Origin of the sequence: Canibacter oris (assembly GCF_014197205.1) — a bacterium.
Classification (GTDB): domain Bacteria; phylum Actinomycetota; class Actinomycetes; order Actinomycetales; family Microbacteriaceae; genus Canibacter; species Canibacter oris.
The window spans coordinates 1-12,858 of the sequence record NZ_JACIFD010000021.1; the positions used below are offsets into that span (position 1 = coordinate 1).

The 12,858-nt window shown below is 60.3% G+C and carries 12 protein-coding genes; 8 read left to right on the forward strand and 4 right to left on the reverse strand.

Translation table 11 applies throughout. The features are described 5' to 3' along the window. Positions 1–975, forward strand: a 975-nt coding sequence (locus tag F5897_RS07620; protein ID WP_183305073.1) for an SGNH hydrolase domain-containing protein, incomplete at its 5' end; no start/stop codon positions are given. A gap of 43 nt (positions 976–1,018) precedes the next feature. Continuing rightward, positions 1,019–1,810, forward strand: a complete 792-nt coding sequence (locus tag F5897_RS07625; protein WP_183304896.1) for a TrmH family RNA methyltransferase — start codon at positions 1,019–1,021, stop codon at positions 1,808–1,810. A 97-nt stretch (positions 1,811–1,907) separates the two neighbouring features. Here the strand turns inward: F5897_RS07625 and F5897_RS07630 are convergent, their stop codons facing one another. The 4 genes from F5897_RS07630 to F5897_RS07645 are packed head-to-tail and all read right to left on the reverse strand — an operon-like array spanning position 1,908 to position 5,072. Next, entirely contained in the window at positions 1,908–3,218 is a 1,311-nt protein-coding gene (locus tag F5897_RS07630; RefSeq protein ID WP_246332271.1) for a Dyp-type peroxidase, read from the reverse strand. Then, positions 3,169–3,762, reverse strand: a complete 594-nt coding sequence (locus F5897_RS07635) for a copper chaperone PCu(A)C (protein ID WP_124823902.1) — start codon at positions 3,760–3,762, stop codon at positions 3,169–3,171. Before F5897_RS07635 ends, F5897_RS07630 begins: the two co-directional genes overlap by 50 nt. Before the next feature lie 24 nt (positions 3,763–3,786). Further along, a complete protein-coding gene (locus F5897_RS07640) occupies positions 3,787–4,422 on the reverse strand; it encodes a copper resistance CopC family protein (RefSeq protein WP_183304897.1) in 636 nt (211 codons plus the stop codon). Positions 4,423–4,451: 29 nt separating this feature from the next. Beyond that, on the reverse strand, positions 4,452–5,072 hold the full coding sequence (locus F5897_RS07645) for a hypothetical protein (RefSeq protein WP_183305074.1): 621 nt from the start codon (positions 5,070–5,072) through the stop codon (positions 4,452–4,454). A gap of 64 nt (positions 5,073–5,136) precedes the next feature. Here F5897_RS07645 and pheS point away from each other — a divergent pair, with 64 nt between their 5' ends. From pheS to F5897_RS07675, 6 genes are all read left to right on the forward strand, one after another. Further along, the gene (gene pheS / locus F5897_RS07650; RefSeq protein WP_343048859.1) at positions 5,137–6,177 is read left to right on the forward strand and encodes a phenylalanine--tRNA ligase subunit alpha; all 1,041 of its coding nucleotides are present in this window, start codon (positions 5,137–5,139) and stop codon (positions 6,175–6,177) included. Next, on the forward strand, positions 6,177–8,732 hold the full coding sequence (pheT, locus tag F5897_RS07655) for a phenylalanine--tRNA ligase subunit beta (RefSeq protein WP_183305076.1): 2,556 nt from the start codon (positions 6,177–6,179) through the stop codon (positions 8,730–8,732). Before pheS ends, pheT begins: the two co-directional genes overlap by 1 nt. Positions 8,733–8,947: 215 nt before the next feature. Then, the gene (argC, locus tag F5897_RS07660; protein WP_183305067.1) at positions 8,948–10,039 is read left to right on the forward strand and encodes an N-acetyl-gamma-glutamyl-phosphate reductase; all 1,092 of its coding nucleotides are present in this window, start codon (positions 8,948–8,950) and stop codon (positions 10,037–10,039) included. Then, on the forward strand, positions 10,036–11,217 hold the full coding sequence (gene argJ, locus F5897_RS07665) for a bifunctional glutamate N-acetyltransferase/amino-acid acetyltransferase ArgJ (RefSeq protein ID WP_183305068.1): 1,182 nt from the start codon (positions 10,036–10,038) through the stop codon (positions 11,215–11,217). The genes argC and argJ overlap by 4 nt, the downstream gene beginning before the upstream one ends. Before the next feature lie 86 nt (positions 11,218–11,303). Further along, the gene (argB, locus tag F5897_RS07670) at positions 11,304–12,257 is read left to right on the forward strand and encodes an acetylglutamate kinase (RefSeq protein ID WP_183305069.1); all 954 of its coding nucleotides are present in this window, start codon (positions 11,304–11,306) and stop codon (positions 12,255–12,257) included. A gap of 113 nt (positions 12,258–12,370) precedes the next feature. After that, positions 12,371–12,805, forward strand: coding sequence for a hypothetical protein (locus tag F5897_RS07675; RefSeq protein ID WP_343048857.1), 435 nt, complete (start codon positions 12,371–12,373; stop codon positions 12,803–12,805). Positions 12,806–12,858: the final 53 nt, after the last annotated feature.

Here is a 12,858-nt window from a genome sequence, read left to right on the forward strand (position 1 = left end):
AATTTGCGGGCATCGCAGAAAGCCATTGAGCAAATAATTGCGGCCGGGGAACCGATCTGTCTTGGGGCGGAAGCGGCTGCGCACCCTGCTGCGTGTGCCGAGGTTTTGTACAGTGATTCATTCATCACTGAGCTTTCGGAACAGTGGCCATGGAGTATGCCAGATGAAAATTGTGTGCCGGCAGCAACACCTTTGGCAGGGGCAAAAGTAAATCTTGTTTGTGATTACAGTACCGGGGCTGCGGATGCCGTTGAAGTGATGCTAGTGGGTGACTCGCACGCCGAGCACCTGTTTCATACGTTCAGCATGATTGCGGCCGAAAATAATTGGAGACTTCACTTCTCAGCGCTCGGCAGCTGCTACCCGGTTGTGCTACCACAGCACCAAATTAGTGCGGGGCTAGCGGCAAGCGACTGCCAAACATACGCGGCGAGCACAGCCGATTTTGTGGCTGCAAATAACCCTGACATGATTTTCGTAATCAGTGCGTCGAAATCGCAGGGCGCGTTCACGCAGGGGTTAAAAGAGGCTGACATCATCCAAAACGCGGCAGAAAATTTTGCTGCGTGGGCGGCTCAGGGGGCTCGGGTTACGGTGCTCCGTGACGTGCCATTTGCTGGGCAAGAATTAGGCCCGACCTGTGTAGAGCTGAATTTCACCGCTGTCGCAAAGTGCAGCGCGCCCGAGTCAGAGGTGCTGCAGCGCGACTATCTGTATGAGGCAACAACAACGGATGCCGTGGTGACGAATCTTGGCGCGCAGCGTGAGCGAGTGCGAGGTTTGCAGCTGAATGACCTGATTTGTCAGCAGGGTAACTGCTACGGGGTGATCGGCGGGATTCCGGTCTACTTTGATAATGATCACCTTGCTCGTTCATTTGCGAAGTCGATGGCGCCGGAGCTCACGAAACGGTTAAATAAGCTGTGGGACACAGAATATAAGATCCCGGTATTAACCTCGGAGATTATGCAGTAGCACGATAGCGAGAATTGGATTTATAAAGTAGGGGGAGCGAACAATGATTGAGAATCCGGGCGCGGGGCAGATTAAGAAGGCTGCACAGCTGCTGCGTAAAAAAGATCGCTTGGCGGCAGGGCGGTTTCTGGTCGAGGGGCCGCACGCGATTTTGGAAGCGCTCACCTCGGGCGCGCGGATCCACGTCATATACGCTACTGTGGTTGGCCGCAGCAATCACTTCGATGTGGAGCGGGCTGCTGACAGTGCCGGGGTGCGCATCGAAATGGTGACGCCCCAGGTGCTTGCAAAGCTCAGCGACACGGTGACTCCGCAGGGGCTGATTGCGGTGGTGGATCGCCCCGCCCACGCTCCGCTGACCGAGCTTGCGAGATCCAGCCGACTGCTTGCTATTTTGCATGATGTCCGGGACCCTGGCAATGCGGGCACAGTTTTGCGTGCTGCTGACGCCGCCGGTGCTGACGCCGTGATTTTTACGGGGGACAGCGTGGATCCGTGGCATCCGAAGGTGGTGCGTGCCACAACCGGATCGCTGTTTCACTTGCCGGTGCTGGTGGAAAAACAGCTGGATGCGGTTTTAGAGGTACTGCATGCCGCTGATGTGACCTCGATTGCAGCGGATCTGCGCGGCGCAGAGGTGCATCCCGGTGATGCTTTGCTACGGCAACCGGTTGCGTGGGTTTTCGGTAACGAAGCGCGTGGGCTCACCGCTGCAGACAGTGCGCTGTGCACAGTAGCTCGCAAGCTCCCGATTTACGGTGCAGCGGAGTCGCTGAACCTGGCAACCGCTGCCGCAGTGAGCCTTTATACCACCGCTTTCGCGCAGCGCGGTTAAGCGTTGCGGTGTTTGCCGCGGAGCTTGGGCAGGGCGTACACTGCAGCGCAAACGAAGGTTGCGTTTGCGCTGCAGCTTAAACTGGGTTTCGTGAGCATTACAGCTCGAACAGCGTTTGTGCCAGTATTCCGCCGGGCTGCCAGCCGGGCAGCACCGCGAAAACCGCACTGCCTGTGTGGGTTACCCACTGATTCAACATATCTAGATCATCCAGGCGCTGCTGAATCGGAATGAACTGTTTGCGAGGGTCACGCTGGTAGCACATAAACAGCAGCCCCTGCTCACTGCCGGCATCGTAGTTGTAGGAGCGGCGGAAAATCCGCTCAGTCGGGTCTGTGCTGTGCGCCCGCCGGATATGTGCGGCGGCGTGAATCACCGGGAGCTTGAGCTCGTTGACCGCGCTGAAATCGCCTGGGTCTTTCTCACTGCCGCCGGTGAGCGGGGCACCCGTCGCCAGGGTGCGCCCGATGGTGGCCTCGCGACCGGGCCGATCCACCTCATCCCAGGTGTCAAGCTCCATCCGAATCCGTCGCAGCACCTGACACGTGCCACCGGCTAACCACCCGGCGCTAGCGTCAAGCCACACCAGGGAGGAGAAATCAGGGTCTGTTGGTTCCGGATTAAAGGAACCGTCTACCTGCCCCATCAGGTTTCGCATTGTGGTGCCGTCGGGTTCGCTGCCGCGGGTGCGACGGAAACCGTCCTGAATCCAGTGCGGGGTGGTGAAAGAGCGCACAGTGCGTGTCAGCACCCGTGCCGCGTGCGACACCGTAACCTGATCGTCAGCGGTGATTTGCAGTAGCAAATCGCCGTCGTTAAACTCCGGCGCTAAGCGGTCTTTCTTGAAAGCCGGCAACGGTCCCAACCACTCGGGAACAGCGGCTGGATTCACCCGCGCCACAAACTCGGCGCCAACCGCCACAGTGATGGTGAGACGAGCCGGCACCAACGCAAGGTGCGGCTCCGAGTCGGCAACCGGAGCGGCACCGCTGGTGAGCGCCTCGATGTCGGCAGTCAAAAGACGCATCAAACGCTGCAAATCTTCACGCTGCACTTCAGGCCGCAGCATGAAAGCGAGCGCGCGCAGGTGCGAAGTGGCGGGGGTTGTGACCCCGGCCTGTTGGGTGCCGTGGCAGCTAATCACATCAGTGCCGGTTTTTGTGCTGTTAAGCGCTGCTGCTACTTCACTATGGTTTGTGGCCCTGGTGACACCGGCTCCCGCAACAGCTCCAAGTGCGGCGACGCCGGCCCCCGCAGCAACCGAGCCGAGCAGCCCCCGCCGGCTCAGCGTGGTGCCCGCGGCGCCAGAATCGACAGGCGACGACTCTGACGCCGCAACGCTATCATGCGCAGCAGAATTAGTGGTCATGCCCTGACTCAGAGTCGCCGTGGCCGTCGTGGCTGTCATGGTCGCCGTGGCCGCTGTGACCATATTCCTCGTTAGCGCCGCTGTAGTCGCGCACAACCGCCTCCAGCGCAATCTCTTCACCGCCCTTAAGGTGCAGCGTGAATTTCACGGTGTCGCCGGCGCGCAGCTGTTGTTTCAGGTTCAGCAGCATCAGGTGATGCCCGCCCGGCTCCAAATCAAGCTCTTGCCCTGCTCCCAGGGTTAGGCCGCCGGCCACCGGCTGCATTTTCCCGTTGACAACCTCGTGAATTTCAGCCGCCTCAGCAACGTCAGTGGTGACCTTTTCAATCACCAAGTCCTTGTCTTTCAGGTCGCTGTGCAGGTTGCCGAAAATCGCGGTGTGCGCGCCCTGGTCAGCAGCCTTTACCCACATCTCGTGAGTGTGCAGCGAGTGCTTGTGATCGTGGTTCGCCGTGGTTGCATGACTGTGGTCGTGTGACTCAGCAGTTTCTTGTTGATTAGCGCAGGCGGTCAGCGCGCCGAATGCTAAAAAGCCGGTGCTTAACGCTGCAGTGGTGCGAATTAACTTGCTGTTCAATGACATATATTTTCCTAAAATTTAATAGATTTATGATTTGCGTTGAGTGCGGGTGTACCAAATAACACACGCAATCACAAGCACCGCTACTAGCACCGCGGTGATGCTGATCGCCACCACCGGGGCTGCTGCGGTAGCTGCGGTGGCAGTGTCTGCGTTTTGAGCTTCTTGCTCTGCCGGAGTGGTGACGGCAATCTGCTGCTGTGACGCCGCCAGCTCTGGGCTCAGCTCCAGGGCGTTAGCGGCCACGTTGATGGGAGCGGGCAGTTGCGCCAGGTCCACCTCAGTCACACTGCCAACTCCGAAGTTAAAGCTGCCCTCAATCGGGTGCCCGTCAGAAGAAACTACGCGCCACACCACACGGTAAACGCTGTCTGCGCTTAACTCCCGCAGCTGCTGTGTCACTGTGGTGCCTGACACCTGCGGGGCAGTGGTGACGATGGTCGCATCAGCTGCGTCCCGAACCTCAACCAAGTTAGCGCCCTCTAAATCAATAATTTCGTTATTGAAGGTGAGGGTGAGCTGCTCCGGCGTGCTCTCTAAAATTTGGTTGTGTGCCGGATCGGTGTGCACCAACACATCGTGTGCCGTGGCTGGCTGCGCTGAGACGAGCAAACCGCAAACGGCAAGCGCCCCAGCAGCAAGCGCTGCTAAGAATTTTTTCATGTGCAATCTTTCTGTGTGCTTGTGAATAGTTATGACACAGCACGCACAGGAGGCGCTCTAAGCCCCCGCGACAGCAGTAAAATTTGAGTTTTAAGCGACGGCACCGCAAACTGCGGTAGACGTAAATTTTTAGGGGTGTGGATCGAGCCACCGCCGCGCAGCAAGCCCACTGCGCGCACCGCGGCTGTGGTGTATCCCAGAATAAAACCGTAAGCGTGCTCGGCGGTGAGCAACAGCGCTAACGCGAACAGCGCAGCAATCACGTGGGCGACTAGCATTTGTGCGGAGTGCCCCGCGGTTGCGGTTGTCGCAGCCGCAAAATCAAAGTGTGCTGCCGCGGTATGCCCGTGCTGGTGCGACCCCGCGGTTTCAAACAGCTTGAGTGAAGCAGGTGTGCACCAGATAAAAACCCAGTGGAACAGCAGCTGGGTCAGCAGCACCGCGACCGCTAAAGCGCCCTTGGTGTGTTTGCGGCCGAGCGCAAAAACCGCGAGCGGTGCGGTCAGCACCACAGCCAGCGCAACCGCAAACAGGCTGGGGGCGGCAGCATCAGCGAAGGTGTGCGACACCGCAGCCGCGCAAGTCGCGAGCGTAGCTGTCAACAGCCCGACGCTGACGCGGGCCTGACGGTTGCTACGCAGAGTGGTCATGACCGTAATTATAGTACTTCTGCCTGGTGGGCGCAGCGTCGGCAAAAGCGCTAAACTTATCTTCGTGGCTGAAGTAAATCCGATTAATCCTGAGGCAGTTGCGGCCGCAACTGACGCTGCGGTTGCAGCTTTTAACGCGGCTACAACCTTGGCTGACCTCAAGCAAGCAAAAACTGAACACCTCGGCGAGCACAGCGCGATTGCCAAACTGAATGGCTTGATGCGCGAAGTGCCCAAAGAGCTGAAGGCCGAAACCGGCAAGCTGATGGGGCAAGCGCGTGGCCAGCTGGAGCGCGTGTTTAAAACCCAGGAAGAGAAGCTTGCGGCGGCAGAGGCAGCGGCGCAGCTAGCGGCTGAAGCTGTTGATGTGACCGCCGCCCCGCAGCGTGCTGTGAGCGGCGGTCGGCACCCGCTGGCGCAACTGCAGGAAGAAATGGCAGACGTGTTTGTGGCGATGGGTTGGGAGATTGCCGAGGGGCCAGAGCTGGAGCACGACTGGTTTAACTTTAATGCCCTCGGGTTTGATGATGATCACCCGGCGCGCGCCGAGGCGGATACTTTCTACGTGGAGCCAGCGGGTCGTAAGCTGCTGCTGCGCACCCACACCTCACCGGTGCAGATTCGTGCGCTGCTGGAGCGGGAGCTGCCGGTTTACGTGGTGGCGCCAGGCCGGGTTTACCGCACCGATGAGCTTGATGCAACGCACACCCCGGTGTTCCACCAGATTGAGGGCATTGCCATTGACAAGGGGCTGACCATGGCACACCTGAAGGGCACCCTGGAGCACTTTGCACGCAAAATGTTTGGCCCGGAAGCGAAAATTCGGCTGCGCTCTAACTTCTTCCCGTTCACCGAGCCGAGCGCAGAAATGGACGTGTGGTTCCCCGCAGCGCGCGGCGGTGCCCGCTGGATTGAGTGGGGCGGCTGTGGCATGGTAGACCCGAATGTGCTGCTTGCGGCCGGAATCGATCCCACTGAGTATCAAGGTTTCGCGTTCGGCATGGGCATTGAGCGCACCCTGCAGTTCCGCAACAACATTCCTGACATGCGCGACATGGTTGAGGGCGATATTCGTTTCAACGCCCAGTTCGGAGGTTTGGTCTAATGCGGATTCCACTGAGTTGGTTGGCAGAACACGTCGACCTGGGAGCAGACGCAACCCTGGAGAGCGTACACGCAGCTCTTGTCAAGGTTGGTTTTGAAGAAGAAGACACCCACACTTTTGACCTCACCGGGCCGATTGTAATTGGCGAGGTTTTGAGTCGAGAGCCGGAGCAGCACTCCAACGGCAAAACCGTGAACTGGTGCCAGGTGCGTGTCGCGCCGGAGGGCGAACAGGCTGCTGACGGCGGCGCGGATGTGCGCGGTATCGTGTGCGGTGCCCACAACTTTGAGGTTGGCGATAAAGTAATCGCGACGCTGCCGGGCGCGGTGCTGCCGGGTGGTTTTGCGATTGCTGCTCGCAAAACCTACGGTCACGTCTCAGACGGAATGTTGGCATCTGCGCGCGAGCTGGGGCTGGGTGAAGACCACGACGGCATTATCGTGCTGCGCAATCTTGGGCTTGACGCCCCGGTTGGCACCAACGCCCTGGAGCTTTTGGGGCTGACAGATGCCGCGGTAGAGATTAACGTCACACCTGACCGCGGCTACGCCCTGAGTATTCGCGGAGTTGCGCGAGAGTACGCGAACGCTACCGGAGCTAAATTTGTGGATCCGGTTCCCGCATTGGCAGCCACCGCGGCCGCCGTGAACCTCCAAGATTTTGACCTGCAGCTTTCTGACGCGGCGCCGCTAAGAGGTAACCCTGGTGCTCGCGGCTTTGTTGTGCGCTTGGTAACCGGTGTTGATGCCACCCGCCCGACTCCGAGCTGGATGGTGTCGCGCCTGGCGCTCGCCGGGCAGCGCTCGGTCGGCCTCATTGCAGACATCACCAACTATGTCATGCTGGAGCTCGGTAACCCGTTGCACGCTTATGACGCCGCTAAAGTACAGGGCGGCATCACCGTGCGTCGTGCCGCAGCCGGCGAACAGCTGGTGACCCTCGACGGCGTAACCCGCGAGCTGCACCCGGAAGATCTGGTTATTGCTGACAGCAGCGCGGTTTTGGCGCTCGCCGGAGTGATGGGCTCCGAGCACAGCAAAACCACTGCAGCAACAACCGACGTGCTGCTGGAAGCCGCAACCTTTGACCCGGTCACGGTGGCGCGCAGCACCCGTCGCCACAAGCTGCCAAGTGAGGCCTCGAAGCGTTTTGCGCGGTATGTGGATCCGCTGCTGGCTGCCGCCGCAGCGCAGCGTGCTGTCGAACTGCTGGTGGAGCTTGGCGGCGGCACCGCCACCACTGTGGGTGCGGCGATGCCGGCAGAGTATCAGCCGGCTCCCGTGATCCTCCCAAAGCATTATATTGCCGGACTAGTGGGAGTCGCTTACACCGATGAGCAGGTGGTAACGGCCCTCACCAAGATTGGATGCGAGGTGAGTGACGAGGGTGACAGCTTTGCGGTCACAGCACCGAGCTGGCACGCTGATCTTACCCGCCCAGCAGACCTTGCTGAGGAAGTAGCTCGCATTTGCGGCTTTGACTTGATTCCATCGCAGTTGCCGGTGGCGCCGAGCGGTCGTGGTTTGACCCGGGAGCAGTTGTTGCGACGGAAAGCAGCTAACGCTGTGACCGCGCAGGGTCTGACCGAGGTGCAGAACTATCCGTTTAGCACCCAGCAGCAGATTTCCAGCTGTGACAGCGAACCGCTAACCGCAGCCAGCGCCGCAACCGCGCGTGAAACCGCGGTGAAACTGGCAAACGCGTTGGATGCGAAAGCTGCCTACATGCGTAAAGCCCTGCTGCCGGGGTTGCTGGTGTGCGCTAGCCGTAACACCGCGCGCGGGATGCAGGATCTGGCGCTCGTGGAGTTTGGCACCGTGTGGCTTGCACAGCAACCGCTGGCAGAGCTTGGCACAGACAGCACACCGCCGATTGCCACCGCCTTGACTGCCACGCAAGTTGCAGAGCTTAATGCCTCACTGCCGGCACAGCCGCGGCACGCAGCCGCGCTGCTCACGGGCGCGGCAACCCCGGTTGGGGTGGGACAAGCAGCCCGTAACTATGATTGGGCTGACGCGCTGGCAGCTGCACAGAACCTGGCACGAGCAGTTGGCGCAGAGCTGACCGTGACGCAGGGGCAGCATCCGGCATTCCACCCGGGCCGCTGTGCCCGTCTCACTATTGCGGACGAGCTGCTCGGTTACGCAGGCGAGCTCGTTCCTGAGCTGGTGGCGGCGCATCACCTGCCGCACCGCGTTGCAGCCTACGAGCTAGACTTGGATCGCTTGCTGGAGCTGGCACCGCGGGCCGCGCAGGTCAGCGGTATCAGCACCTACCCGGCAGCAACTCAGGATGTGACGTTGCTGGTCGCAGCAGAAACACCGGCAGCCGCAATTGCGACCAGCTTCACCGCTGGCGCTGGCGAACTGCTGGAAGATATGCAACTGGTTGCTGACTATCGTGGCGAGGGTGTCGCCGCTGGCGAGAAAGCGCTAACGTTTGCATTGCGCTTTAGGGCTGCCGATCGCACCCTCACCGCGGCGGAGGCTAACGAGGCCAAGCTCGCAGGTGTTACCGCAGCGACCGCGGCAACCGGCGCGCGGATTCGCGACTAGCACCGGGCCCGGCTGCCGGGGCACGGGGCCGAGAGTTGCCTGCGATTACTCGACTCTGCGGGAGCCGGGGCAGCGGTCGCGCCTGCGAGTGCTGGCCGGCCAGGGCGTAGGGCACCGGTTGTAATGAAATTGAGACCACGCTGAGCGGTGCCGCCGCGTTAAAATAGCATCATAACGCGGCGGTGCCGCTCAGGCTTTTGTGGGGAAGGTGCGGCATGAAACGGGTTGCTGTTGCCGGCGCCAGCGGTTATGCTGGCGGCGAACTGTTGCGGGTGCTGAGTAAACATCCTGAGTTCGAGGTGACCACGGTAACCGGGCACTCCTCAGCCGGCAGCTCTCTGCTGTCGCAGCAGCCGCATTTGCGTTCGCTGGCGCACCTCACGCTGCAACCAACCACGGCAACGGTGCTGTCAAATCATGATGTGGTGTTTTGTGCGTTGCCACACGGCGCCTCGGGGGCGCTCACCGCAGAGCTTAAAAACGTTGAGCTGGTGGTAGACTGCGGCGCTGATCACCGGCTGCTTAAAGCTGGTGACTGGGCCGACTACTACGGCGGAGCATTCTGCGAGCCCTGGGCCTACGGCGTGCCAGAGCTAACTCTCGCAACCGGTGGCAAACAGCGCGAGCGGCTGCGGCAGGCCACCAAAATCGCGGCCCCCGGCTGTAACGCCAGCACCGTCGCGCTGTCACTCGCGCCCGGAGTGCAAGCCGGGCTGATTGAGACCACAGATATGGTTAGCGCTCTGGCGGTGGCTCCCAGCGGCGCCGGCAAAGCTCCGAAAGTAGAGTTTCTGGCGGCTGAAATGTTGGGCTCTGCAACCCCTTATGCGGTTGGTGGATCACACCGCCACATTCCGGAAATTTTACAGGCGTTAGCGGGCGCAGACCCGACTGTGCCGGCCGCGGCGCACGCTGATCCACAAATGCAATACAGCAGCGGCTATGGCACGCTGAGTTTCACCCCGATGCTGGTGCCAATGTCTCGTGGGATTCTAGCAACCAGCACCGCGCGGCTGCGGCCCGGAGTGACGCTGGAAGATGTGCGTGCCGCCTGGGAAAACAGCTACGCCGCAGAACCTTTTGTGCGTGTGTTGCCGCACGGAGTGCAGCCGCGAACTGCTGACACAGTAGGGTCAAACTGCTTGCTTCTGGGGGTTACTGTGGATAACCGGGCCCAGCGAGTAGTTGTCACCGCAGCGCTTGATAATCTTGTAAAAGGAACCGCCGGAGCCGCAGTGCAGTGCGCAAATATTGCGTGCGGGCTGCCTGAGACGCTTGGCCTGGAAACAGATGGAGTCGCGCCATGACCGTAACCTTCCCGTATGGATTCACCGCCGCCGGTATCAGCGTCGGGCTGAAATCGAGCGGCAAACCAGATCTCGCGCTGGTGCTCAACAACGGTGCGCAGCCGCAGGCAGCCGCGGTTTACACCAGCAACCGGGCGCAGGCAAACCCGATTTTATGGTCAAAACAGGCAGATATTGCGAATACCCGCGCAATTATCCTGAACTCCGGAAGTGCTAACTGCTTTACCGGGCAGTTCGGCTACGAAACCACTAAGCTCACCGCCGAGGCGGTTGCGCAGCAGTTAACCCAGCAGGGTGGTGTGGTGGTTACTGCGCAGCAGGTGCAAGTGTGTTCCACAGGTCTAATCGGTTATGGTGATCAAGCGATGCGTGACAAGATTCTCGGTGGGATTCCGGAATTGTTTAAAGCGCAGTCACTAGACGATTTAACTGCGCCTGAAGCGATTCTCACCACCGACAGTGTTACCAAAACCGCGCTGCATGAAAGCCCCGTAGGGTGGCGCATTGGTGCGATGGCTAAGGGGGCGGGGATGCTCGCCCCGGGGCTCGCGACCATGTTGGTTGTCATCACCACCGATGCCCGACTAACTGCAGCAACCTTGCAAACCGCGCTACGGCAGGCCTGCGACAGCACCTTTAACTGCCTCGACTCTGACGGCTGTATGTCAACCAACGACCAGGTCACCCTGCTCAGCAGCGGCGAGAGCGACAGTTCGGTAGACATCGCAGAGTTCACCGCCGCGCTCACCAAGGTGTGTGATGATTTGGCGGCGCAGTTGCAGGCAGACGCCGAGGGCGCCAGTCACAGCATTGATATTGTGGTGACCGGCGCGAAAAGCACCCGGGATGCGACCGTAGTGGGCCGCGCCCTGGCCCGTAATAATCTTTTTAAAGCCGCGATTTACGGTAACGATCCTAACTGGGGGCGGGTGCTGGCGGCAATCGGCACCACCGACGCGGATTTTGACCCTTACCAGGTTGATGTTTCCTTCAACGGAGTGCGACTGTGCAGCGCCGGCGCCCCAGACCGTCCGGTGCAAGAGTGCGATCTCAGCCCCCGGCGCACCCTCGTTGAAATCGCGTTAAACGCCGCAGCCGACAGTGGTTACAGTGCAAAAATTCGCACCAATGACCTCACTAAAGAATACGTTCACGAAAACAGCGCATACTCCAGTTAATACTGATTCAGCAGCTAATTCAGTAGCTAAACCAATAACTAAACTAGCGCTGAACCAGAAAGACACGAAAGTTCGCGGGACTAGCAATGACAATTATTCGCAATCAGGACGACTTCAACACCGCAGCAGCCAAAGCTGAGGTACTGGTGGAGAGCCTGCCGTGGATGAAAAAATTCCGTGACAAAATCATTGTGATTAAGTTCGGCGGCAACGCGATGGTCGATGCGGCGCTGTTTCAAGCCTTTGCCGAAGACGTGGTTTACCTCAGGTACGCCGGCATTAAACCGGTGATTGTGCACGGCGGCGGGCCGCAGATTAACGAAATGCTGGGGCGCCTCGGCATTGAAAGCGAGTTTCAGGGCGGCTACCGTGTCACCACTCCGGAAGTGATGAACGTGGTGCGGATGGTGCTAACCGGAGTTGTGAACCCCCAGCTGGTTGATGCGATAAACCAGCACGCCCCGCTCGCGATGGGAATTTCCGGAGAAGACGGCGGCCTGCTGCAGGCTGCGCCAGCAGCGCCAGTAATGGTAGAAAACACCACGATTGATCTCGGGCTTGTGGGGGAGATCACTCGGGTGCGCCCCGACGCAGTGCATCACATCCTCGAAAACGGGATGATTCCGGTGGTCAGCTCCATTGCGCCGAACAGCGCCCACCCGGGGCAGTCGCTCAACATCAACGCAGACACCGCTGCTGGCGCCCTGGCAGCGGCGCTCGGGGCTGAAAAGCTGGTGATGCTCACAGACGTTGCCGGGCTGTACGCGGCGTGGCCAGATCCAGCCTCCCTTATCTCCAGCCTGACACTCAGTGAGCTGCAAGAAATGCTGCCGAGTCTCGCCGACGGCATGATTCCGAAAATGCGTGCCTGTGTTACCGCGCTCAGCGCCGGGGTGCAAAAAGCCAGTATCGTTGACGGTCGTGTGCCGCACTCGGTGCTGCTGGAAATCCTCACCAATAACGGCATCGGCACCGAGATTGTGCCAGACACCGCGGCTGCTCCCCGCACCTCCTCCATCGCCGTTATCCCGTCACCGTAATGCTTTACCTGACGCTGGCATCCGGGATAAACCTGCTGGTTTTCGCCGCCTGCAGCGTGCTGTGGTGCCGGGCTGATGTGCGCACACGCCGCATTCCCAACCGACTATTGATAATGGTGACCGGCAGTTTTGTGGCGCTCGTGGTGGTGGTTGCGGTGTTGCTGTTGGTGGATCAGCCGCAGCAGGTCGCGCTGACCGCCGCCGGGGCAAAATGGGTCACAGCCGCCGCAACGGGTGTGGCGGTTACAGTGCTTACCGTGTTGTTGGCGCCCGCTGCGGTGGGGCGCGGAGACCTGAAATTGCTGGGGCTGCTGGTGACGCAGCTGCTGTGGTACGGCAACATCGATAGTATTGCGGTGTTTTTGATGGCGCTCGCGGTGACCACCGCCGTCACGGTGATGCTGAGCAGCAGCCGGGCGCATTTGCGTGGTGCTGTGGTTGGGGTTGGCGGCGCTACGACAGCGGCGGCTGCCCGGACCGTGGCTTACGCACCGGCACTCACCGCCGCCTGCTGGCTCAGCCTTGCCGCAACCTGGATTTTTAGGTGAGGGGCGTGCCGAGCGCCGGCGTCAGCTGCCGAAGGCCGCGCAGCCACTCGCAC

Bases quoted from the DNA above. Each gene is read 5' to 3' on its own strand.
- F5897_RS07625 (WP_183304896.1), top strand. From the start codon at position 1,019: ATGATTGAGAATCCGGGCGCGGGGCAGATTAAGAAGGCTGCACAGCTG.
- F5897_RS07630 (WP_246332271.1), bottom strand. From the start codon at position 3,218: ATGACAGCCACGACGGCCACGGCGACTCTGAGTCAGGGCATGACCACT.
- F5897_RS07635 (WP_124823902.1), bottom strand. From the start codon at position 3,762: ATGTCATTGAACAGCAAGTTAATTCGCACCACTGCAGCGTTAAGCACC.
- F5897_RS07640 (WP_183304897.1), bottom strand. From the start codon at position 4,422: ATGAAAAAATTCTTAGCAGCGCTTGCTGCTGGGGCGCTTGCCGTTTGC.
- F5897_RS07645 (WP_183305074.1), bottom strand. From the start codon at position 5,072: ATGACCACTCTGCGTAGCAACCGTCAGGCCCGCGTCAGCGTCGGGCTG.
- pheT (WP_183305076.1), top strand. From the start codon at position 6,177: ATGCGGATTCCACTGAGTTGGTTGGCAGAACACGTCGACCTGGGAGCA.
- argC (WP_183305067.1), top strand. From the start codon at position 8,948: ATGAAACGGGTTGCTGTTGCCGGCGCCAGCGGTTATGCTGGCGGCGAA.
- argJ (WP_183305068.1), top strand. From the start codon at position 10,036: ATGACCGTAACCTTCCCGTATGGATTCACCGCCGCCGGTATCAGCGTC.
- argB (WP_183305069.1), top strand. From the start codon at position 11,304: ATGACAATTATTCGCAATCAGGACGACTTCAACACCGCAGCAGCCAAA.
- F5897_RS07675 (WP_343048857.1), top strand. From the start codon at position 12,371: ATGGTGACCGGCAGTTTTGTGGCGCTCGTGGTGGTGGTTGCGGTGTTG.